Annotated in this window: 17 protein-coding genes, 1 tRNA gene and 2 pseudogenes; 13 read left to right on the top strand and 7 right to left on the bottom strand. The window is 72.2% G+C overall.

The features are described 5' to 3' along the window. Positions 1-27 precede the first annotated feature (27 nt). The 3 genes from F0L46_RS16390 to aldA all read right to left on the bottom strand — a co-directional run bounded on the left by F0L46_RS16390 (position 28) and on the right by aldA (position 4,334). Positions 28-1,551, bottom strand: coding sequence for a sugar ABC transporter ATP-binding protein (locus F0L46_RS16390; RefSeq protein WP_149819450.1), 1,524 nt, complete (start codon positions 1,549-1,551; stop codon positions 28-30). A gap of 286 nt (positions 1,552-1,837) precedes the next feature. Further along, the gene (locus F0L46_RS16385; protein WP_149819448.1) at positions 1,838-2,812 is read right to left on the bottom strand and encodes an ABC transporter substrate-binding protein; all 975 of its coding nucleotides are present in this window, start codon (positions 2,810-2,812) and stop codon (positions 1,838-1,840) included. Between the two features lie 46 nt (positions 2,813-2,858). Next, positions 2,859-4,334, bottom strand: coding sequence for an aldehyde dehydrogenase (gene aldA, locus F0L46_RS16380; protein ID WP_149819446.1), 1,476 nt, complete (start codon positions 4,332-4,334; stop codon positions 2,859-2,861). Between the two features lie 519 nt (positions 4,335-4,853). Here aldA and F0L46_RS27605 point away from each other — a divergent pair. From F0L46_RS27605 to F0L46_RS26895, 13 genes and pseudogenes are all read left to right on the top strand, one after another. Then, positions 4,854-5,732: pseudogene (locus F0L46_RS27605) on the top strand (methyl-accepting chemotaxis protein); the annotation flags it as partial. 267 nt (positions 5,733-5,999) lie between these two features. Continuing rightward, a complete protein-coding gene (locus F0L46_RS27600; RefSeq protein ID WP_438646687.1) occupies positions 6,000-6,815 on the top strand; it encodes a methyl-accepting chemotaxis protein in 816 nt (271 codons plus the stop codon). Then, positions 6,808-8,325, top strand: a complete 1,518-nt coding sequence (locus F0L46_RS16370) for a chemotaxis protein CheW (RefSeq protein ID WP_149819442.1) — start codon at positions 6,808-6,810, stop codon at positions 8,323-8,325. The genes F0L46_RS27600 and F0L46_RS16370 overlap by 8 nt, the downstream gene beginning before the upstream one ends. Then, positions 8,322-9,377: a chemotaxis-specific protein-glutamate methyltransferase CheB gene (gene cheB, locus F0L46_RS16365; protein WP_149819440.1), complete on the top strand. Its 1,056-nt coding sequence runs from the start codon at positions 8,322-8,324 to the stop codon at positions 9,375-9,377. The genes F0L46_RS16370 and cheB overlap by 4 nt, the downstream gene beginning before the upstream one ends. A 2-nt stretch (positions 9,378-9,379) precedes the next feature. Continuing rightward, positions 9,380-10,003 carry a HEAT repeat domain-containing protein gene (locus F0L46_RS16360; RefSeq protein ID WP_149819438.1) on the top strand — a complete coding sequence of 208 codons (624 nt, stop codon included), beginning with the start codon at positions 9,380-9,382 and terminating at the stop codon, positions 10,001-10,003. Then, positions 9,996-10,847 carry a CheR family methyltransferase gene (locus F0L46_RS16355; protein ID WP_149819436.1) on the top strand — a complete coding sequence of 284 codons (852 nt, stop codon included), beginning with the start codon at positions 9,996-9,998 and terminating at the stop codon, positions 10,845-10,847. Before F0L46_RS16360 ends, F0L46_RS16355 begins: the two co-directional genes overlap by 8 nt. After that, the gene (locus F0L46_RS16350) at positions 10,840-11,229 is read left to right on the top strand and encodes a response regulator (protein ID WP_149819434.1); all 390 of its coding nucleotides are present in this window, start codon (positions 10,840-10,842) and stop codon (positions 11,227-11,229) included. The genes F0L46_RS16355 and F0L46_RS16350 overlap by 8 nt, the downstream gene beginning before the upstream one ends. Then, the gene (locus tag F0L46_RS16345; protein ID WP_240540027.1) at positions 11,226-13,451 is read left to right on the top strand and encodes a chemotaxis protein CheA; all 2,226 of its coding nucleotides are present in this window, start codon (positions 11,226-11,228) and stop codon (positions 13,449-13,451) included. The genes F0L46_RS16350 and F0L46_RS16345 overlap by 4 nt, the downstream gene beginning before the upstream one ends. Then, positions 13,448-13,729 carry a hypothetical protein gene (locus F0L46_RS16340; RefSeq protein ID WP_149819430.1) on the top strand — a complete coding sequence of 94 codons (282 nt, stop codon included), beginning with the start codon at positions 13,448-13,450 and terminating at the stop codon, positions 13,727-13,729. The genes F0L46_RS16345 and F0L46_RS16340 overlap by 4 nt, the downstream gene beginning before the upstream one ends. 53 nt (positions 13,730-13,782) lie before the next feature. Then, positions 13,783-14,166: a response regulator transcription factor gene (locus tag F0L46_RS16335; protein WP_149819428.1), complete on the top strand. Its 384-nt coding sequence runs from the start codon at positions 13,783-13,785 to the stop codon at positions 14,164-14,166. After that, positions 14,166-14,819 (top strand): chemotaxis protein CheX, encoded by a 654-nt coding sequence (locus tag F0L46_RS16330; RefSeq protein WP_188312003.1) that lies wholly within the window; start codon positions 14,166-14,168, stop codon positions 14,817-14,819. Before F0L46_RS16335 ends, F0L46_RS16330 begins: the two co-directional genes overlap by 1 nt. Continuing rightward, positions 14,812-15,168 (top strand): annotated as a pseudogene (locus tag F0L46_RS27085) (PAS domain-containing protein); the annotation flags it as partial. The gene F0L46_RS16330 and the pseudogene F0L46_RS27085, both read left to right, overlap by 8 nt. A gap of 6 nt (positions 15,169-15,174) precedes the next feature. Further along, on the top strand, positions 15,175-16,800 hold the full coding sequence (locus F0L46_RS26895; protein WP_276315589.1) for a hybrid sensor histidine kinase/response regulator: 1,626 nt from the start codon (positions 15,175-15,177) through the stop codon (positions 16,798-16,800). A 247-nt stretch (positions 16,801-17,047) separates the two neighbouring features. Here the strand turns inward: F0L46_RS26895 and F0L46_RS16320 are convergent, their stop codons facing one another. The 4 genes from F0L46_RS16320 to F0L46_RS16305 form a co-directional block, all read right to left on the bottom strand. Further along, complete coding sequence (locus tag F0L46_RS16320) at positions 17,048-18,202, bottom strand: acyl-CoA dehydrogenase family protein (RefSeq protein WP_149819426.1); 1,155 nt, start codon at positions 18,200-18,202, stop codon at positions 17,048-17,050. An 89-nt stretch (positions 18,203-18,291) separates the two neighbouring features. Then, entirely contained in the window at positions 18,292-20,199 is a 1,908-nt protein-coding gene (locus F0L46_RS16315; protein WP_438646686.1) for a potassium transporter Kup, read from the bottom strand. Positions 20,200-20,461: 262 nt separating this feature from the next. Further along, a complete protein-coding gene (locus F0L46_RS16310) occupies positions 20,462-20,833 on the bottom strand; it encodes a hypothetical protein (RefSeq protein WP_149819421.1) in 372 nt (123 codons plus the stop codon). Between the two features lie 373 nt (positions 20,834-21,206). Beyond that, positions 21,207-21,299 (bottom strand) — tRNA-Ser (locus F0L46_RS16305). Between the last annotated feature and the right edge of the window lie 45 nt (positions 21,300-21,344).

Genomic DNA, 21,344 nt, shown 5'->3' with positions numbered 1-21,344 from the left:
GGGGAGGGGAGATCCGCTGCGCCCGTTTCAACCATGCCCCGCCTCCGCGCTCTCCGGCCCGTGCGCCATGGCGGCCATGATGGCGGGTTCGGTCACCGCGTCGCCGTCGAGCTCGGCGACGGTGCGGCCGTCGCGGAGCACGAAGACGCGGGCGGCGGCCTCGACCACCTCCTCCAGCTCGGAGGAGATCATGAGCACGCTCAGGCCCTCGCGGCTCAGGCCGCGCACGAGGTTCAGGATTTCGGCCTTGGCGCCGACGTCGATGCCGCGGGTGGGCTCGTCGAGGATGAGGAGGCGGGGGTTCATGCACAGCCAGCGGGCGAGGAGGACCTTCTGCTGGTTGCCGCCCGACAATTCGCGGATCGGCTGCTCGGGGCTCGCGCACTTGATGCGCAGGCGCTCGATGAAGCGGTCCACGATGGCGCGCGTGCGCCCCTCGTCCACGACGCCGGCGCGGGTGAGCTGCGGCATGAGGGCCAGGGTCAGGTTCTCGCGCACCGAGAGGCCCGGCACGATGCCCTCCAGCTTGCGGTCCTCCGAGACGAAGCCCAGCCCGGCGCGGATGGCGTCGGCAGGCGAGGCCGGCGCGCCGTCGCGGCCCGACAGGCGCACGGTGCCGCCACCCATCGGATCGGCGCCGAACACCACCCGGGCGGATTCGGTGCGACCGGCGCCGAGCAGGCCGGCGAGCCCCACGATCTCGCCCTCGCGCACGTCGAAGCTCACGTCGCGGACCCTGGGGCCGGCCGAGAGGCCCCGCACCTCGATGACGGCGCCCGCGCCCGCGCGGGCCGGTCCGCCGCGGGCGTCATCGTGGAGCGTGCGCTCCAGCTCGCGCCCGAGCATGGTGGTGACGAGATCGAGGCGGGAGACCTCCCCCATGGCCCCGACCCGCACGGTGCGCCCGTCGCGCATGATGGTGACGCGGTCGCAGACGGCGTAGAGCTCGTCGAGCTTGTGGCTCACGAAGATCACCGAGACGCCCGTCTCCTTGAGACCCCGGATCACGTCGAACAGGACCGCCACCTCGCGCTCGTCGAGGGAGGAGGTGGGCTCGTCCATGACGACGAGGCGGGCCTTGAAGCCGATGGCCCGGCCGATCGCCACCATCTGCTGCACGGCGGTCGGGTAGGTCATCACGGGGCGGCGCACGTCGATGGCGATGCCGAACCGGGCGAGCAGCGCCCGCGCCTCCTCGTGCATGGCCCGCCAGTCGAGGAGGCCGAAGCGGCGCGTCTCGCGCCCCAGGCAGATGTTCTCCGTCACCGAGCGGTAGGGGACGAGGTTGATCTCCTGGTAGATCGTGCTGATCCCGGCGCGCTGCGCCTCGCCGGGCGAGGCGAAAGCGATGGGGCGGCCGTTGAACAGGACCTCGCCCGCGTCCTTCGCATGGTAGCCGGTGAGGATCTTGATCAGCGTCGACTTGCCCGCCCCGTTCTGCCCGATGAGCGCGTGCACCTCCCCCGGCGCGACCTCCAGCGAGGCGCCCGTCAGCGCGGGCGTGCCCGCGAAGCGCTTGTCGATGCCGCGCATAGAGAGGAGAGGGGACATGGAACGCCTTGTGCTCTGCTCCCCTCTCCCGTGGGAAGAGGGATACACGAAGTGCCAGGGGGTGAGGGGATCCACGCCGATCGTGTCGCGTGACCCCTCCGCTTGTCATGGCCGGGCCTGACCCGGCCATCTAGGTGGCGCGTCGGCCTGGGTCCCCGGCCTCATCCTGAGCCCGTTGAAGGACAAGCCGGGAATGACAGTGGTGCGGCGGCGGGGTGGTGCGAAACGATCGGCCTCCAACCCTCACCCCCGACCCCTCTCCCATCCGGGAGAGGGGAGTCCCCCCTCAATAGGCCTCGGCCACGAACTGCTTCGCGTTCGCGCGGTCGAAGAAGCGGTCCTGGTTGATGATCTTGGGCGGGATCGTCTCGCCGCCCCCGAAGCGCACCAGCGTGTCGAAGGCGATGGGGCCGAAGAAGGGCGAGCACTCGACCGTGGCGCCCATCTTGCCGTCGATGATGGCCTGGAGCGCGTCCCGGGTGCCGTCGATGGAGACGATGGTCACGTCGGTGCCGGGCTTCTTGCCTGCCGCCTCGAGCGCCGCGATGGCACCGATGGCCATCTCGTCGTTGTGGGCGTAGATCGCGGTCGCGGTCGGGTTTGCCTGGAGCAGGGTCTCGGCGACCTGCCGGCCCTTGTCGCGGGCAAAGTCGCCCGACTGGCTCGCCACGATCTTCATCCCGGCATGGTCCTTGATGAAGTCGGCGAAGCCCTTGCGGCGGTCGTTGGCGGGCGACGAGCCCGTCGTGCCCTGGAGCTCGATGATGTTGGCTTTGCCGTTCATCGTCTTGACGAGCCACTCGCCCGCGCGGCGGCCCTCCTCGATGAAGTCGGAGCCGATGAAGGTCACGTAGTCCTCGCCCGCCTTGGCGAGGCTCGGGTCGACCGAGCGGTCGAGGAGGATGACGGGGATGCCGGCGCGCTTGGCCTGCATCACGGCGGGGATGAGGGGCTTTTCCTCGCGGGGCGCGAGGAAGATCGCGTCGACCTTCTGGGCGATCATGGAATTGACGTCGGCGACCTGCTTCGCTGCGGAGCCGGCCGCGTCGGTGTAGACGAGCTGCCAGCCGCGCTTCTTGGCCTCGTCCTGCATCGACTTGGTCTGCGCGATGCGCCACGGGTTGTTCGACTCGGTCTGGGCGAAGCCCACCCGGTAGGTGTCCTTCTTGGTGATCTTCGGCAGCTGGGCCAGGGCCTCGCGGGCGCTGCCCGCCGTCAGGATCAGGCCTCCCGTCAGGATCAGGAATTCTCTCCGGCGCATCGTGTCCTCCTCGTTTCCTCGTTGCCGCGGCTTGGGTGGCCGCTTCTCATGACCAGCGGACGTAGGTCGTCTGCTTCCGCAGGTATCCGTCGAAGCCGTACTTGCCGTCCTCGCCGCCGAGCCCCGAATGCTTCCAGCCCGTGTGGAAGCCCTGGACCAGCTCGCCGCAGGGGCGGTTCACGTAGAGCTCGCCGAAGGAGAGCCCTCGCGAGAGGTTCATCACCCGGCTCAGATTGTTGGTGTAGACATAGGCCGAGAGGCCGTAGGACGTGTCGTTGGCATATTCGAGCGCCTGCTCGAAGCCGTCGACGGTCATTACCGGCACCACGGGCCCGAAGATCTCCTGGCGCATCACGCCCGCGCGGTTGTCGTCCACGCGCAGGACGGTCGGCTCGAACCAGTGGCCCTTGGCGAAGGCGCCCTCGGTGAGGCGGCGCCCGCCCGCCAGCACCTCGGCTCCCGCCGCCACCGCGTCGCCCACGATGGCCTCGACCTTCTCGACCTCGGGGCGGTTCACCTTCGGGCCCATGTCGGGGCTCGTCATCGGATCGCCCACGCTCATCCCCTTCACCCGGGCGACGAACCGCTCGAGGAACCGGTCGGCGATCGCCTTGTGGAGATACATGCGCTCGTTGCAGGTGCAGATCTGCCCGCAATTGGTGAAGCGCGAGACGATCGCGGCCTCCACCGCCGCATCGATGTCGGCGTCCTCCAGCACGATGAAGGGCGCCTTGCCGCCGAGCTCCAGGCGCAGGACCTTGAGGTCCTCGGCGCCCGCCGCGTAGATCTCGCGTCCCGCCCGCACGCTGCCCGTCATGGTGACGAGGCTTGTCAGCGGCGAGCGAACCAGCGCCTCGCCCACCGCGCGCCCGTCACCCGTGATCACGTTGAGGACGCCCTTCGGCAGGCCGACCTCATGGGCGAGCCGCGCGATCTCGAGGGCGGAGAGCGGCGTCGCCTCGTGGCCCTTCACGACGATGGTGTTGCCGGCCACGAGCGCCGGGCCGATCTTGCGGGCGGCGAGCGCCGCCGGGTAGTTCCAGGCGGTCAGGCCCACCACGACGCCGAAGGGCACCCGGCGGATCCAGACGTCCTCGTTGGGATGGTCGGAGGGGAGGATGTCGCCCTCGATCCGGCGGGCGTTCTCGGCCGCGTAGGTGAGGAAGGTCGCGACCGCGTCGATCTCGCCCTCGGCCTGGTTGAGGGGCTTGCCCTGCTCCAGGGTCACGACCCGGGCAAGCCGCGCCCGGTCGCGCCTCACGGCGGCCGCGAGATCGAGCACGTGGCCGGCCCGGACGATGGGGGGAAGCGCCGCCCAAGCGGGTTGCGCCCGTCGCGCGGCGTCCAGCGCGGCCGCGGCGTCGGCGGGCGTGCCCATGGGGACGGCCGCGACGATGCTCTCGTCCGCCGGGTTCTCGACATCGAGATGACCCGTGGCCCGGCCGTCGGTCCAGGCGCCGTCGACATACATCTGGTAGCGCGTCGCGGCGTCGGCGGTGCGGCTCAGAGCGGAAGCGGTCATCGAAATCCCTCGCACCCCCCGTTTTGGGCGGCGCGGGCGCACGTGTCCCACCCTGGCGGGATCCATCGCTCGACCGTCCTCCCGGCCGCTTCGCAACGAAGCGGGGTCGCACCATGCGCCGCTTGCTGCGGTCTTTTGGTCCGACCAAACGATGATGGGCCGACCGGTCGCGTGCTGTCAAGGGACCAGGTGTCCTTGTCCCGCGCGGGCCGCGGCGGAGCCGGCGAGGGCGCGGGCGTGTCGCAAGGGGAACGGCGTTGCCGGCCGTGATCACCGCGACCGGGCACTCGAAAACTGACCGGACGCGGACGTCGACGATTGGACGCTCAGCGCCTTCGGTGGCACGCAAATCTCGGCGAGGACCGCCCGTTTTGCTCACCCGCCGGAAGCCGGCCCCGACCGGGGCGCCCCGCGAACCGGCGGCCTCGGCGCTTGGCCCCGCCCCGATTCCGCTCTACGGTCTCGCCCCGACCCGACCGCGCCGCCCGACCGAACCGGGCCTTCGCGCGTCCCACGACAATGTCGCCCCGCTGCCTTGAGAGTCCGATGGCCCTCGTCAAGACCACGAAGATTGCCGCCGTCGGCGGCGTGTTGCCCGATCCCGAGCTGGCCTCCGCGCCCAAGGCGCGCGGCCCGGCCCGCGGCAAGGCGGCGGTGGCGCGCGGCCCGGCGCGTCCCGAGGACAAGCTCTCCGAGCGCCTCGCGGCGGCCACCGAGGAGCTCGCGAGCGGGCTCTCGCAGGCCTCCCTCGCGGCGGGCGAGCTGCGTCGCGCCATGGAGCAGATCGCCGGCGGGGCCGAGGAGGCGGCGGGCGCGGCGCAGGAGCAGCTCGCGGCCATCGGCAGCGTCGCGGAGAACCTCGCCATCGCCCGCACCCAGGCGGAGGCCTCGCGCCGCCGCACGGAAGCGAGCCAGGCGGTGCTGGGCGAGGCGGTGGCGCAGATCACGTCCGCCGTGCGCGCCATCGCCCGCAACGCGGAGCGGCAGGGCGCCTCCATCGAGACCATCGCGGAGCTGGAGCGGCGCGCGCAGGACATCGGGGAGATCACCCGCACGGTGAGCCGCATCTCCGACCAGACGAGCCTGCTCGCGCTCAACGCCGCCATCGAGGCGGCGCGGGCCGGGGACCAGGGCCGCGGCTTCGCGGTGGTGGCCGACGAGGTGCGGGCGCTCGCCGAGACCTCGGACCGGAACGCGCAGGAGGCGCAGGGGCTCGCCGAAACGATCCAGGGGGACGTGCGCGACATCGTGGGCGCCGTCGGAGGCGCGGTGGCGGCCGCGGCGGCGGAAGCCAAGTCCGGGGCGTCGGTGGTGGAGACCCTAGACGCCGTCCGCCACGACATGGCGCGGATCGCCCGCGACAGCGGGGATACGCTTACGGCAGCCATCGACGCCGAGCACGCGTCCCGCGAGGCCCGCAAGGGAGCCGAGCAGGTCGCCGCCGCGGCGGAGCAGCAATCGGCCGCCGCGATCCAGGCCCAGACGGCGATCGGCCAGCAGGCTCTCTCGCTCGATCAGGCCCAGGCCGCCGCGGGGTCGCTTGCCGCCCTCACCGACGACCTCGGCGCGGCCCGGGCCGACGCCTCCGTGCCGGAGCAGATCGGGGCCGCGGCGGAGGAGCTCTCGGCCACGATCCAGGAGCTCTCGGGAGCGGCAACCGAAATCATGGCGGCGGTCGAGCAGATCAGCCGGGGCGCAGGGCTCCAGGCCGCCGCGACCCAGCAGACCTCCGCGGCGCTCGCCCAGATCGAGAGCAGCGCGAGCCTCGCGCTTCGCAATGCGGGGGCCGCCGACGACCGGGTCCGGCTCGTCGAGGGGGCCCTCAAGGAGAGCCGGACGGCCCTGGAGCGCCTCGTGCAGAGCGTGAGCGCCACCCTCTCCCAGACCCGGGCGAGCACCGACACGATCCGGCGGCTTGAACGCGTCGGCCGGCACATCGAGAAGATCGTGGGCGGCATCGCTCTGGTGGCGGTCCAGACCAGCATGCTCGCGGTGAGCGGCTCGGTGGAGGCCGCCCGGGCGGGGGCGTCGGGGCGGGGCTTCGCCCTCGTGTCCACCGACATCCGCTCTCTCGCGCGGGAGGCGTCGGAGAGCATCGAGCGGGTGCAGGACACGGTGCGGGGCATCCTCGACCAGATCGCCTCCGTCCGCCACGAGATGGGCCAGACGGTGGCCTGGGCCGAGACCGAGCTGCAGAACGCGGCCTCGATCTTCGCCGCGCTGGAGCGGACGGAGACGGACGTGGCTTCGCTCGGGGCCGCCAACCGGCTGATCCTCCAGGGTGCCCAAGCGATCCTCGACGCCGCCACCCAGACGGCGGCGGGCGCCCGCCAGGTCGCGGCGGCGGCGGAGGAAGCGAGCGGCGCGGCGCGGCAGGCCGCCGCCGCAGCGACCGAGCAGGCCCAGAGCGCCGAGGACCTCGCCGCCGCCATCGAGGAGATCGCCTCGCTCGCCGACGAGCTGAAGCAGCAGGATGCCTGAGGCCCTCGCCGTCCCGGGCCCCCAGGAGGCCGAAGCGGACCTGCGCCGCTTCCTCACCGTCCGCATCGAGGGCGATCGCTACGCGCTCCCCGCGGGCGAGGTGAGCGAGGTCGTGCGGGTGCCCCCCGTGGCCCGCGTGCCGCTCGCTCCCGCGAGCCTTCTCGGCCTCGCGAACCTGCGCGGGGCGGTTCTCCCCGTGGTGAGCCTGCGCCGGCTCCTCGGGCGAGGCGGGGAGGGGGACGACGAGGCCGCGATGCGCGCCGTCGTCCTCGGGGGCGCATCGCCCGTTGCCCTCGTGGTCGACCGGGTGGAGACCCTCGTATCTGTCGCCCCCGACCGGATCGAGACCCGCCAGGCCGCCCTCGGGGCCCGGGAGGGCGAGCGCGTGCAGGGGGCTTTCGGTGACGGCTCGGGGGCCGAGCCGACCCGCATCCTCGACCCGAGAGGCCTGATCGAGGCGGCCTTCCCGCGCCGGGAGCGCCCGCCGAGGGCCTCCCGAGCGGCAGCCGCTCCCGTTGCGGCGGAGGACGGTTCCGGGGAGCGCCCGGGGCTCGTGACCTTCCAGGTGGCGGGCCAGAGCTTCGCCCTGCCGCTCGCCGCGGTGCGGGAGATCATCCCGGCCCCGGACTCCGTCGTCGCCGTCACCCGGGGCGACGCCCCGGTGCTCGGCGTCACGTCGCACCGGGACACCCTCCTGCCCCTGATCTCCCTGCGCGGGCTCCTTGGCCTCGACCGGGCGGCTCCCGCCGACGCGGCCCCGAAGGTGATCGTCACCGTGGTGCGAGGGGCCCTCGTCGGCCTCGTGGCGGACCGGATGCAGGCGATCGTGCCCGCCGATCCCGCCCTGATGGAGCCGATCCCGCCGGTTCTCGCGGCGCGGGCCGGGGGCGAGACCCGGATCGAGTCGATCTATCGCGGCGGGCCGGACGGGGGGCTCGTCTCCGTCCTCGCCCCCGAGCGCCTGTTCCGGGAGGACGTGATGCAGCGGCTGGGCGCGGGTGCCGAAGCGTCGGGGAACGAGGCGGGCCCCGCGGCGGACGCCGAGGGCATCCGCTTCGTGGTGTTCCGGCTCGGCGAGGACGAGTTCGGGGTGCCGGTGGAGGCGGTGGACGAGGTGGCGCGGGTGCCGGACCGCATCACCCGGGTGCCCCGCACGCCGCCCTTCCTCGAAGGGGTGACGAACCTGCGCGGCGAGGTGCTGCCCGTGATCGACGGCCGGCGCCGGTTCGACATGCCGCCCGCGGCGTCCGGCGAGCGCCGCCGCCTCCTCGTGGTGCGCAGCGAGCGCCACCGGGCCGGGATCGTGGTCGATGCCGTGCTCGGCATCACCTTCGCCCCGGGCGACGCCGTGGAGCCCGCCCCCGAGGTCGCGGGCGAGACGGGCCTCGTGCGGGGCGTCGTGAAGCTCGGGGGCGATGGCCGGATCGTGCTCCTTCTCGAGCCCGCCGGTCTCCTCACCCGCGCCGAGCGGGGGCTCCTCGACGCGATGGCGGGAGAGGCCGAGGCGTGATCAAGGTTCTGGTCGTCGACGATTCCGCGCTGCTGCGAAAGCTGCTGGGCGGCATCTTCGCGGCCGAGCCCGACATCGAGACCGCCTTCGCCCGCAACGGCCTGGAGGCCCTGGAGCAGCTCCACGCCTTCCACCCCGACGTGATCACCCTCGACGTGCACATGCCGGGCCTCGACGGGCTTGCCTGCCTCGACCGCATCATGGTGGAGCGCCCGTGCCCCGTGGTGATGGTGTCGTCGCTCACCGCCGAGGGCGCAGAGGCGACGCTCGAGGCCTTGCGCCTCGGGGCGGTGGACTTCGTGGCGAAGCCCACGGGGGCGGTGTCGCTGCGCATCGACGCGCTCGCCCCGACCCTCGTGAAGAAGGTGCGCGCGGCCGCCGGCGCCCGGCTTCGCCCGAGCCTTCGCCTGCGCGACCGGATCCGGCACCGGACCGGGCGGCCGGAGGCGAGAGCCGAGGGATCCCGTCCAGCCATTCCGGGAGCGGGCCTCGTGCTCGTCGGCACCTCCACCGGCGGCCCTCCCGCCCTCGAGGCGCTGCTCGCCCCGATCCCCAAGCGCTTCCCCTGGCCGATCCTCATCGCCCAGCACATGCCCGCCACCTTCACCGGCCCGCTCGCCCGGCGCCTCGACGGGCTCACCGCCCTCGACGTCGTGGAGGTCGCCCGCCCGACGCTCCTGGAGCCGGGCTTCGCCTATGTGGGCCGGGGTGACGCGGACATCGTGGTCTCGCGCCGACCGGCGGGCCTCGTGGCCGTGGCCGTGCCCTCGCAGGCGGGCTATCCTTGGCATCCCAGCGCCGACCGCCTGGTGAGGAGCGCGATGGAGCACGTCCCCCCGAGCCGGCTGGTGGGCATCCTGATGACCGGCATGGGCTATGACGGCGCCCCCGCCATGGCGGAGATGCGGGCGCAGGGCGGCCGGACGATCGCGGAATCGGCGGAGACCGCGGTGGTGTGGGGCATGCCCGGCGAGCTCGCCCGCCTCGACGGCGCGGACCACGTCCTGCCGCTCCCCGCCATCCCCGAACGCCTCCTTGCCTGGGTGGTTTGACCGTGCCGCTGATCCGAAAGCCCTCACCCGCCGCGCCCGACGCCGTCCCCGCCCGGGACCCCCTCGCCGCGCTCCGCGACGGATCGCCGGACGAGCGCTTCGCGGCGGCCCGGGCCGCGGGCGGCCTGCCCGGCGGGGTCCCGGCGCTCGCAGGGGCGCTGTCGCGGGAGGCGGACCCGCGGGTGCGCGAGGCGATCCTCACGAGCCTGTCGCGGGCCGGCACCCCGGAGGCGGTCGCCGCGATCCTGCCCCACGTCCACGCGGACGACGCGAACCTGCGGGCCGGGACGCTCGACGCCTTGCGGGTGGTACCCGGAGGGCTCGGGCCCCATCTGCCGGGCCTTCTCGCCGACCCCGACCCGGACGTGCGGCTCCTGGCCTGCGACCTTGCCCGGGGTCTGCCCGCGGGGGAGGCGGTCGCGCTCCTCGTTCCCATCCTCGACGCGGACGCCGAGGCGAATGTCTGCGCGGCGGCCGTGGAGGTGCTGGCCGAGATCGCGGGGCCGGACGCGCTGCCCGCCCTGGAGGCGTGCGCCCGCCGCTTCCCCGGTGACCCGTTCCTGCCCTTCGCGGTGCGGATCGCGGCGGGGCGGATCGGGGCGCGGACGCCCGCCCCCGATGAGTGAGGCCCCGCCGCTCACGGGCGAGGAGCTGCGTCAGCTCTGCGAGTTCCTGTACCGGCGCACCGGCATGGCCTTCGACGAGGCCAAGCGCTACTACGTGCAGCGCCGCGTCACCGAGCGCATGGGGGCGACGGGGGAGGGGGCCTTTCCCGCCTATTTCGCGCGCCTTCGCGCCGATGCCGGGGGTGAGGTCGAGCAGCTCATCAACGCCTTCACCGTCAACGAGACCTACTTCTACCGGGAGGACCACCAGCTCCGCTGCCTCTCCCGGGACATCCTCCCCGAGCGCGCCCGAGCGAAAGCCCCCGGGGAGGCGATCCGGATCTGGTCCGTGCCCTGTGCCACGGGCGAGGAGCCCTATTCGATCGCCCTGTGGCTCCTCGAGAACTGGCCCGAGGTCGACGCCTACGACGTGGAGATCGTGGGCTCGGACATCGACACCCGGGCGCTGGAGGCCGCCCAGGCCGGGTTGTTCGGGCGCCGCGCCCTGATGCGGCTCTCCCCCGACCTCGTGGAGCGCTACTTCACCCCCGCGGGCCCGGAGCGCTGGCGCATCCTCGACGACCTGCGAGAGTCGGTCCGCTTCACCTCGGTCAACCTCGTGGAGCCCGCGAGCACGGGCGCGCACGGGCGCTTCGACGTCGTCTTCTGCCGCAACGTGCTGATCTATTTCGACGACGCATCCCGGCGGCTGGCCGCCGAAAATCTCTATGACGCTCTCGTCCCGGGCGGATACATCTGCCTCGGCCACACCGAGTCCATGAGCCGGATCTCGCCGCTCTTCGCGGTGCGCCGGCACGCGGACGCCATCGTCTACCAGAGGCCGCGGGAGGGTTCGCGTGACTGAGGGCAAGCCGAAGCGCGTTCTCGTGGTCGACGACGCCGCCCTCGTGCGGCTCTATTACCGCGACGCCCTGGAGCGGGCGGGCTACGCGGTGGACGAGGCGATGAACGGCCTGGAAGCCTTGGAGAAGCTCCTCGTCGCGCCCGTGGACCTGCTCGTCGTCGACGTGAACATGCCCCAGATGGACGGCTTCACCTTCCTGCGCGTGCTCCGCCGCCAGGACCTCCCGGTCGCCTCGATCCCGGCCCTCGTCACCACCACGGAAGCCGGGCCCCAGGACCGGGCGGCGGCCCGGGAGGCGGGGGCGAACTTCTACCTCGTGAAGCCCGTGCCCCAGGACGTGCTCACGGTCTATGCGGGCCTGCTCTGCGGAGACGCGCCGTGAACGAGTTCCTGGAGCAGTTCCTCATCGAATCCCGGGAACTCGTTGATCAGGCCTCGGGCGACTTCCTGGCGCTCGAGGCCGCGCCCGGCGACCGCGCCCGGATCGAGAGCGCGTTCCGAGCGGTGCACACCCTGAAGGGCGCCGCAGGGATCATGGACTTCCACGCCATGGGCCGGGCGCTCCATGCGCTGGAGGACGTGCTCTCCCGCCTCCAGTCCGGGGCGAACCTCGTTACCCCGGCCCTCGTGGCGGGCGGGCTTGAGGCCATGGACCGGGTGACCGGCTGGCTCGACGCCATGCAGGCCGACGGCGTGCCGCCCGCAGCCGCGGACGCCGAGGCGGACACCCTGGTGGCGCGCTTCTCCGGAGCCGCCACGGATCCGCCCCCCGAGGCCTCGGTGGCGGAGGAGGACTGGGCTGCCGAACTCCTCGCCCGCTACCCCGAAGCCGCGCGGGACGCGGCCTGCGCCCTGCGCTACGCGCCCGATCCCGATTGCTTTTTCCGGGGCGAGGACCCGCTCGCCCGGGTTTCGCGGCTGCCGGGGCTCCTCGCCCTGGAGATCGCGCCCGCCGCCCCCTGGCCCGCGCTCGCCGAGCTCGATCCCTTCGCCTGCAACCTCACGCTCCTCGCCCTTCTCTCCGGCCCTCCCGACGCGGTGGCGGGGCTCGTCACAGGGGCCGAGGTCAGGCCGCTCCGGCCGGGCGCGCGATCAGCCGACGCCGCGTCGGCCCTGTCCGAACCTGCCCTGGCGCTCCTCGACGCCCAGCTGGATCTCCTCGCCGGGCACCCCGGCGAGGGAGCCGCCGGGCGGATCGCATCCGCCGGCCGGGTCGCCGGGAACGTCCTGCGCCATGCCGGCCGTGCGGGGGATGCGGAGGCGGTGGGGCGCGCGGCCGCCGAGAGCCTCGCCGCCGGGGAGGGCAGCGCGCTTGCTCGAGCCATCGCCCGGGCGCGGGACGGCGGGGATGAGACTCCCGCAGAAATGGCCGCCCCGGCGCGTCCCGCGGCCGACACCTCGCCCGAGCCCGCCGGCCCATCCGGGGAGGCCGCCGCCCGCTATCTGCGGGTCGACATGGAGCGGGTCGATGCCCTCCTGACCCTTGCGGGCGAGCTGACCGTGGCGAAGAACGCCTTCGCCCACGTGGTCGCGATGGTCCGGGAGGGTGGGGATCCGGTGGCCGTCGCCGCGGCTCTCTCCGATCAGCAGGCCGGGCTCGACCGGCTCGTGGGCCGCCTGCAGCAGACGGTGCTGGGCCTGCGCCTTCTCCCCTTGAGCCAGGTGTTCGGCCGCTTCCCGCGGCTCCTGCGCGAGATCGCGGGGTCGCTTGGCAAGCCCGCCCGCCTGGTGCTGGAGGGCGAGGCGACGGAGGCCGACAAGGCGGTGGTGGACGCCCTCTTCGAGCCCCTGCTGCATGGGATCCGCAACGCCCTCGACCACGGGATCGAGCCGCCCGCCGAGCGCGAGCGCCTCGGCAAGCCTCCCGTGGCGACGATCCGGCTGCGGGCGGCGCGCGAGGGCGAGCAGCTGCGGGTCGAGGTGGAGGACGACGGGCGCGGCGTGGACGTGGCCGCGATCCGCGCGGCGGCCGCCCGGCGGGGGCTCCTCTCGGCCGAGGCGCTCGCGGCGCTCCCCGACGAGGGGGCGATCGACCTCGTCTTCGCCCCGGGCTTCTCGACCGCCTCGGCCGTCACGGACCTGTCGGGGCGGGGCGTCGGGATGGACGCGGTTCGCCGGGCCGTGGAGCGAATGGGCGGCAGGGTCGCGATCGAGAGCCGCCCGGGCGTGGGCACGACCCTGCGCATGCTCCTGCCCTTCAGCGTGATGCTCACCCGGGTCATGACCGTCGAGGTGGACGGCCAGGCCTTCGGCATCCCCCTCGACGCGGTGGTGGAGACCGTCCGGGTCCCTCGAAGTCGGATCGTCCCCGTCGGCGGGGCCCGCGCCTTCGTGCTCCGAGGCCGGACCGTGCCCCTCCTCGCTTTGGGCGAGGCCCTGGGGCGATCGGCCGGCGGGACGCAGGCGCCAGACGTGAGCGTCGTCGTCGTGGCGGCGGGCGACCAGCTCGGGGGCTTCGAGGTCGAGCGGCTCGGCGGCCAGATGGAGGTGATGCTCAAGCCCGTGGAAGGCCTCCTCAGCGACGCCGCGGCCATCGCGGGCACCACGCTCCTGGGCGATGGCCGCGTGCTCATCGTCCTCGATCCGCAGGAACTTCTGGCATGACCGTGCGATTGGACGGACAGCTGGTCCGGCTGGAGGGAGCTTGCCCCGTCGAGGACGCGGAGGTGCTGCTGCGGCTCCTGCTCGCCTCGCCCGAGGCGGCGGTGGACTGGCGGGCCTGCGAGAGCCTTCACGGGGCGGTGGCGCAGGTGCTGCTCGCCTCGGGGGCCCCGCTCCAGGGGCCGCCCGCGAGCCCCTTCCTCCGCCAATGGGTGGAGCCGGCCCTTCGTGCGGCCATGAGGCGCGGTGGGCCCTTCCCGAAAGGGGAGGGGATGCCGTAAGAAATCAACATGGGCCCGGCGCGGAAAGCGGGCCCCAGGGGGACGGGGGAAGCATGCCCTTCAGAGTATTGGTGGTCGACGACAGCAGGCTCGCCCGCATGGCCATCGCGAGGGCCTTGAGCTCCATCCGGCCGGACTGGGTCCGGGTCGAGGCGGGCGACGCGGACGAGGCGATGGCGCTGGCGAGGCAGGAGCCCGTCCAGATGGCGCTCCTCGACTTCAACATGCCGGGGCGCGACGGGCTCACCCTCGCCTCCGAGCTGCGGGCGCTCGATCCCGGGATGCCCGTGGCCGTGATCTCCGCCAACCACCAGGAGGAGGTGGTGCGCCGCGCCCGCGAGATCGGGACGACGTTCCTGCCCAAGCCCCTGACGGAACAGGCGATGGAAGCCTTCCTGGACCAGGTCGCGCCGCTCCCGCGCGCGGGCGGACGCTGATGGGCACCGCCGGGGTCGACCTGACCGACCTGGAGCTCGACGCCCTCACCGAGCTCGTCAATCTCGGCGTCAGCCGCGCCGCCTTGAGCCTGCGGGAGATGGTGAGCGCGCAGGTCCTCCTCTCGGTCCCGAGCGTGTCCCTGGTGAGCCGCGACCGGGCCACCGCGATCCTCGCCGAGCGCGAGGCGAGCAAGCTCGTCGCCGTCCACCAAGTCTTCCAGGGCGACATCACGGGCCGCGCGCTCCTGATCTTCCCCGAGACGAAGAGCCTCGAGCTCGTCAGGGCGGTCACCGGCGGCACCCTGCCGCTGGAGGACATCATCGAGCTGGAGCAGGAGGCGCTCGCCGAGACCGGCAACATCATCCTGAACGGGTGCCTCGCCACCATCGCCAACATGCTCCAGCGGAGCCTGAAGGTGTCCCTGCCCGAGATCCTGCGGGGCGAGAGCCGCCAAGTCTTCGACCTCGCGCCGCCCCCGGAGGCGGGCGACGTGGTGATGTTCATCTACATCGACTTCGCGGTGCGGGACCGGAACGTCAACGGCTACGTGGCGATGCTGATGGACATGCCCTCCCTCGTGGCGCTGAAGGGCCTCTTGGGGGAGTTCATCGAAAGGACGGCCGGCGGCCCGGCCGCCATGTCCCATGCATGACCGCGCGGCCCTCACGGGCCTCCTGATCGACGAGCTCGACGTCGGCGTCGTGGTGGTCGACGGCGAGGGGCGGGTCGTGGTCTGGAGCGACTGGATGCAGGCGGCGAGCGGCGTCCCGGTGGAGGGGGCTCTCGGCCGGGATCTCACCGAGCTGTTCCCCGGGGCGGCTTTGGGGCGGATCGCCTCGGCGATCAGGCAGGCCCTGCAATCGGGGGCGTCGAGCCTCCTCACCCACGCCCTGCATCCCGGCATCCTGCCGCTGAAGACCCGCACGGGCCGCCCGCTCCTTCACAACATCTCGATCCGGCCGATCGGCCGCGAGCCCCGCGCCCACTGCCTGATCCAGGTCACCGACGTGACGGTGGCGGTCGAGCGCGAGCGGGTGCTCCGTGAGCGTCAGAACGCCCGCTACGACGCCGTCGTGGCGAGCGCCCCCGACGTGATCCTCACCCTCGACGACGAGGGCTTGATCCAGCTCGTCAACCCCGCCGCCGCGCGAAGCTTCGGCTACGAGGCCCAGGAGCTCGTCGGGGTCCCCATCCGGCTCCTCCTCGCGGAGGACGGGCCCTGGGACGAGCTCTGGGGCTCGGTGCTCGCCGGGGAGGCGCTGCAACGGCCGGTCGAGGTGGTGGCGCGGCGCAAGGACGGTACCACGAGCCACTTCGAGGTCTCGGCCTCGCGCTGGCTCAGCGACACCCGGGTGTTCGTCACCGCGATCCTGCGGGACATCAACGAGCGGCGGGCCTCCGCGGAGGCGTTGCGCCGTCTCAACGAGACCCTGGAGCAGCGGGTGGTCGAGCGCACCACGGAGCTCCTGAAAGCCGAGGCGGCCCTGCGCCAGGCGCAGAAGATGGAGGCGATCGGCCAGCTCACCGGCGGCGTCGCCCACGACTTCAACAACCTTCTCACCATCATCCGCTCCTCCACCGACTTCCTGCGCCGCCCGTCGCTCACCGAGGAGCGTCGCCAGCGCTACGTGGACGCGATCTCCGATACGGTGGACCGGGCCGCGAAGCTCACGAGCCAGCTCCTCGCCTTCGCGCGCCGGCAGGCCTTGAAGCCCGAGGTGTTCGACGTGACCCAGCGCATCCGCGCGGTGTCCGACATGGTGTCCACGATCGTGGGCTCGCGCATCCGGGTGATCACCCAGGCCGATTGCGGGCGCTGCTTCGTCGAGGCGGACGCCAACCAGTTCGAGACCGCGATCGTCAACATGACCGTGAACGCCCGGGACGCCATGGAGGGCGAGGGCACGCTCACGATCCGGGTCGAGAGCGCCGAGGCGATGCCCGCGCTGCGCGGCCATGCCGGCGGCCCTGGGGCTTTCGTGACGGTCTCCATTGCGGATACGGGAGCGGGCATCCCGGCCGACCGCATCGCCCAGATCTTCGAGCCGTTCTTCACCACCAAGGAGGTGGGCCGGGGCACGGGGCTCGGGCTCTCCCAGGTCTACGGCTTCGCCAAGCAGTCCGGCGGCGACGTCGCGGTCGAGAGCGGGGAGGGGCAGGGGGCCGTCTTCACCCTCTACCTGCCCCGGATCGAGGTCGAGCCGAGCGCAGGGCCGGCCGCGAGCCACCGCGAGGGCCCGGCCGAGGCCGGGCGCGGCCGGCGGGTGCTGGTGGTCGAGGACAATGTGGAGGTCGGGCGTTTTTCCACCCAGCTCCTCCAGGACCTCGGCTACGAGACCACCTGGGCCGCGAACGCGGACGAAGCCCTTGGAATCCTCAGGGGCGGGCCCGAGAGCTTCGACGTGGTGTTCACCGACGTGGTGATGCCGGGGATGAGCGGCGTCGAGATGGGCCACGAGATCCGGCGGCGCTACCCCGACATTCCGGTGGTCCTCACCACGGGCTACAGCCACGTGCTCGCCGAGGAGGGGCCTCAAGGGTTCGAGATCCTCCGCAAGCCCTACGCCGTCGAGGAGCTCTCCCGCATCCTGCGCCGGGTGAGCCGCGGGCGACCGGCGCCCTCGGTGGGCTGACGGCACCGGTCGCTCGGTGCAGCGTGGCGCTTGAGGAGCCGGTCCCTCTTGCTGCTCCCGGCAAAGCCGTCGACATGCCGGCCCATGCCCCGGGAAGCGCGCCTGCGGCCCGAGGACGAGGTTCGGGAGCCAGATAGGGCGCGAGCGTCGCCCGGGAGCCCGAGACGAGCCGTTCGCTCACCCGTTCTGCGCCTTCTCGGTACGGCCGATTCGGGCGAGCAGGCGCTCGACGGCGAGGGCGTCCATCCTAGTAGGACCGCGGCATGCCGAGCACGTGCTCGGCGAGGTGGGAGAGGATCAGGTTCGTGGAGATCGGGGCTACCTGGTAGAGGCGGGTCTCGCGAAACTTGCGCTCCACGTCGTATTCCTCGGCGAAGCCGAAGCCGCCATAGGTTTGGATGCAGGCGTTGGCGGCCTCGAAGGACGCGTCGGCGGCGAGCATCTTGGCCATGTTGGCCTCCGCCCCGCAATCGCGCCCGGCCTCGTAGAGGCGCGTCGCCTCCCTGACCATGAGCTCGGCCGCGCGCATGTTGGCGTAGGCCCGGGCGATGGGGAACTGGATGCCCTGGTTCTGCCCGATGGGGCGGCCGAACACGGTGCGGTCGCGGGCGTAAGCCGAGGCCCGCTCCACGAACCACTTGGCGTCGCCCACGCACTCGGACGCGATGAGGATGCGCTCCGCGTTCATGCCCGACAGGATGTAGCGGAAGCCCCGTCCCTCCTCGCCCACGAGGTTCTCGGCGGGCACCCGAACGTCGTCGAGGAAGACCTCGGTGGTGGCGTGGTTCATCATGGTGCGGATCGGCCGGATGGTGAGGCCGTTCCCCCGCGCCTCGCGTATGTCGACGAGAAGGACGGAGAGCCCGTCCGTACGCTTGGCCACCTCCTCGCGCGGGGTCGTGCGGGCAAGGAGCAGCATGAGGTCGGAATGCTCCGCCCGGCTCGTCCAGATCTTCTGGCCGCGCACCACGTAGTGATCGCCGTTCCGCCGGGCGAAGGTCTTCAGCGCGGTCGTGTCGGTGCCGGAGGTCGGCTCCGTCACCCCGAAGGCCTGGAGGCGAAGCTCGCCCCGGGCGATCGGGGGGAGCCAGCGCTGCTTCTGGGCCTCCGAGCCGTGGCGCAGCAGCGTGCCCATCACGTACATCTGCGCGTGGCAGGCGGCCCCGTTGCAGCCCGCCCGCTGAACCTCTTCGAGGATCGCCGCGGCGGCCGAGAGCGGCAGCCCCGCCCCGCCATACTCCTCGGGGATCAGGGCGGCGAGGAAGCCCGACCGGGTGAGGGCGGTGACGAAAGCCTCCGGATAGGCGCCCTCCCGGTCCAGCGCTCGCCAATAGGGGCCGGGGAACTCCTCGCACAGGCGGCGCACCGCCTCCCGGATCTCGGGATAGTCGAGCTCGATCATCGGGCCTCCTGGATCGCGCGGGCTTCGTCCCCGAACTCGGCGCGAAGCGCCTCGTCCCGGAGACCCCGACCGCGCCCTGCGCAAGCCGCCTAGATCACGATCCGCGACCCGACCTCGACGGCCCGGTCCTCGGGGATGCAGAAATGATCCGAGACGTCGCTTGCCGAGCGGGCAAGCGGGATGAAGATGTAGTCCTGCCAGAGCGGCAGACCGGAATGAGCCGACGCGACGAGCGCCCGCCGAGACAGGAAGAACGAGACGGCGTCGACGTCGAAGCCCGCCTCGCGCAGGGCCTTGGGGACGTTCGGGCTTTCCATGAAGCCAAAGCGCAAGGTCACCCGGGAGAACGCGTCGGAGAGCTTCTCGACGGTGGCGCGCTCCCCCGCGATCCGGGGCACCTCCTCGACGACGATCGTCAGGATGACGTTCGTCGCATGCAGCACCTTGTTGTGCTTCATGTTGTGCAGGAGCGCGGCAGGCACGTCCATGGCGTTCCCGGTCAGGAAGATCGCCGTGCCCGGGACGCGCGGGCACGAGCTGCCCTCGGCGGTCCTGATGAAAGCGTCGAGGGGCGGGCGGTCCTTGTGGGTGAGCTCCGCGAGCAGGCGCGAGCCCTTTCGCCACGTGCGCATGAGGACGAACAGCCCGACCCCGAGCAGCAGGGGAACCCAGCCGCCCTGGGGGATCTTGAGCGCGTTCGCGGACAGGAAGACGAGCTCGATCAGGAGAAAGGGTGCGATCACCAGCCCGGCCGCAAGGGGCGACCAGCGCCAGAACCGCGAGGCGACGACGAACAGCAGGCAGGAGGTGATGACCATGTCGCCCGTGACGGCGATGCCGTACGCGGCGGCAAGCGCGCTCGACGTCTTGAACAGCACCACGAGAAGGATGACGGCGAAGAGGAGCAGCCAGTTGATCATCGGGATGTAGATCTGGCCCTTCTCCGTCTCGGACGTGCGCAGGACGCGGAAACGCGGCAGCACGCCGAGCTGCATCGCCTGGTGCGAGATCGAGAACGCGCCCGTGATCACCGCCTGGCTCGCGATGATCGTCGCCACCGTCGCCAGGAGCACCATCGGCAGCAGGGCCCAGGCGGGGTAGAGCAGGAAGAACGGGTTCTCCAGCTTCTCGGGCTCGGCCAGAAGCATCGCGCCCTGGCCGAGATAGTTGAGGGCCAGCGCGGGCAGGACCAAGCCGATCCAGGCTGTCCGGATCGGCGAGCGCCCGAAATGACCCATATCGGCGTAGAGCGCTTCCGCGCCGGTCACCGCGAGGAACACGGCGCCTAGGGCAAAGAGCCCCGCCGTCCCGTGGTTCAGCAGGAACCCTATGCCGTAGGTCGGGCTGATCGCGGCGAGGATGGCCGGATCGTCGAAGACGTGGAGCAGGCCGCCGACGCCCATGACGAGGAACCACAGGGTCGTGATCGGACCGAAGAACGTCGCCACCTTGGCTGTCCCGAACCGCTGGGCCGCGAACAAGGCGATCAGGATGAACAAGCTGATCGGCACCACATAGGGCTCGAAGGCCGGTGTCACGAGCTTGAGCCCCTCCAGGGCGGAGAGGACCGAGATGGCGGGCGTGATGATCGCGTCGCCATAGAACAGCGAGGCCCCGATCATGCCCAGCACGATCGCGAACCCGGTTCTGGGGCCGAGCGCCCGTTGGGCGAGCGTGACGAGCGACAGGGTCCCGCCCTCGCCGTCGTTGTCGGCCCGCAGGACCAGGACGACGTATTTGAGGGTCACGATGATGATCAAGGCCCAGAGGATCAGCGAGACGACCCCTAGGACCATGCCGCGAGTGAGCGGCGCGCTTCCGTGCCCGGTCGCGGCGGCCAGGCTTTCCTTGAGGGCGTAAAGAGGGCTGGTGCCGATATCGCCGTAGACGACGCCGATGGAGCCGAGGGTGAGAGCCCAGAAAGACGTCGGGGCCGCATGGGCGTGCCCGGCTTCCGCCTCCGGTGAGCGTTGGACGATCGCCGCTTCAGACATCAGACGCCCATCTGCACCGCAAGGCTAGACCCATGGTTGCCTAACGCGGTCTACCTCGGGCGGTTGCACCACAGGGGCCATCGGTATGGCCGCATCGTTGAGGCGCGGGCGCGCAGATGCGGCTGGCCCCGGTGAAGCGGGATGGCAGCGCGCGTCCGCTTGGCGGGCGATGCGACGGCCAGCGGGATCCCCCGCGTCTAGGGCGCGCCACGTGAGGCAGCCGTCCGCGCGACGGTGCCGGGCGCGCCCGGGCGCAGCACCGCGATCAGGATCGCGATGTCGCGTCGATGGCCGTCGAGGCGGGTTCCTGCAGCGTCTGCGGGGTGACGAGGAGCCTCAGCGCGCCGCCTCCCGCGAGGTGGAAGGTGAGCACGGTCATGTCGTCGTCACCGGGTGCCATGGACCAGCGCTCGATCTCGAACGTGGGCGGCACCGGACCGGCCTCGCCGAGGATCTGCCGGGCCTCGGCGCTCATGGCGACCCCGGCCGCGGCAAGAGCGGACGCCTGCTCGATCGGCATGGCGAGAACCAGGCGGCCGCGCTCGGGGTGATCGAAGCCGAGCACCCCGCGGTGTCCGTCGCTTGTCGTCGCATGGCCCGCGAGGACCACGGGGACAGCGGTAGGGTCTGCCGGCATGAGGGCTCCGAACGCATGATCGGAAACCTTGTCTGGCGTTGGAAACGGCTCGTCAAGGCCGCACGAGGCGGTGCGGCTGCCAGGCGTTGGGCATCCCGTGCTCTGGAGCGCATGTCGGAAGCCCCAGGACGGCCGCCCGATGCGCGAGGCGATCGCGGCAGGGGACCGGTTCCCGCGACAGCACGAGCTGCGGCGGCCGGTGCCTAGGACGAAACTGCCGAGGTATCGCAGCCGCCTCGGCAGCGATCGAAGCAGGGTTGCTGGCGTCCGGGTTAGGCGCGCGACGGAAGCCCTTCGGTCCAGCGCAAACCGGGGCCGTGTGCAGGCCCGACGAGAAGGACCTGTGGCAGACGGGCTTCGAGGAGGAGGGCCGTGGCGGAGACGAGGGGATTCGAACCCCTGATACGGGTTATCCCCGTATAACGGTTTAGCAAACCGCCGCCTTCAGCCACTCGGCCACGTCTCCAGGCGGCCCGGCGCGAGGCCGGACGGTGACGGCATATGGCGCGAA

Origin of the sequence: Salinarimonas soli (assembly GCF_008386575.1) — a bacterium.
Taxonomy (GTDB): Bacteria; Pseudomonadota; Alphaproteobacteria; order Rhizobiales; family Beijerinckiaceae; genus Salinarimonas_A; species Salinarimonas_A soli.
This window is presented reverse-complemented; position numbering and strand designations above follow the sequence as displayed.

What these genes read in the sequence shown, in the direction of transcription:
- F0L46_RS16335 (WP_149819428.1), top strand. Translation starts at nt 13,783, where the DNA reads ATGCCCTTCAGAGTATTGGTGGTCGACGACAGCAGGCTCGCCCGCATG.
- F0L46_RS16385 (WP_149819448.1), bottom strand. Translation starts at nt 2,812, where the DNA reads ATGCGCCGGAGAGAATTCCTGATCCTGACGGGAGGCCTGATCCTGACG.
- F0L46_RS16330 (WP_188312003.1), top strand. Translation starts at nt 14,166, where the DNA reads ATGGGCACCGCCGGGGTCGACCTGACCGACCTGGAGCTCGACGCCCTC.
- F0L46_RS27600 (WP_438646687.1), top strand. Translation starts at nt 6,000, where the DNA reads ATGGCGGCGGTCGAGCAGATCAGCCGGGGCGCAGGGCTCCAGGCCGCC.
- F0L46_RS16370 (WP_149819442.1), top strand. Translation starts at nt 6,808, where the DNA reads ATGCCTGAGGCCCTCGCCGTCCCGGGCCCCCAGGAGGCCGAAGCGGAC.
- F0L46_RS16320 (WP_149819426.1), bottom strand. Translation starts at nt 18,202, where the DNA reads ATGATCGAGCTCGACTATCCCGAGATCCGGGAGGCGGTGCGCCGCCTG.
- F0L46_RS16355 (WP_149819436.1), top strand. Translation starts at nt 9,996, where the DNA reads ATGAGTGAGGCCCCGCCGCTCACGGGCGAGGAGCTGCGTCAGCTCTGC.
- aldA (WP_149819446.1), bottom strand. Translation starts at nt 4,334, where the DNA reads ATGACCGCTTCCGCTCTGAGCCGCACCGCCGACGCCGCGACGCGCTAC.
- F0L46_RS16310 (WP_149819421.1), bottom strand. Translation starts at nt 20,833, where the DNA reads ATGCCGGCAGACCCTACCGCTGTCCCCGTGGTCCTCGCGGGCCATGCG.
- F0L46_RS16340 (WP_149819430.1), top strand. Translation starts at nt 13,448, where the DNA reads ATGACCGTGCGATTGGACGGACAGCTGGTCCGGCTGGAGGGAGCTTGC.
- F0L46_RS16390 (WP_149819450.1), bottom strand. Translation starts at nt 1,551, where the DNA reads ATGTCCCCTCTCCTCTCTATGCGCGGCATCGACAAGCGCTTCGCGGGC.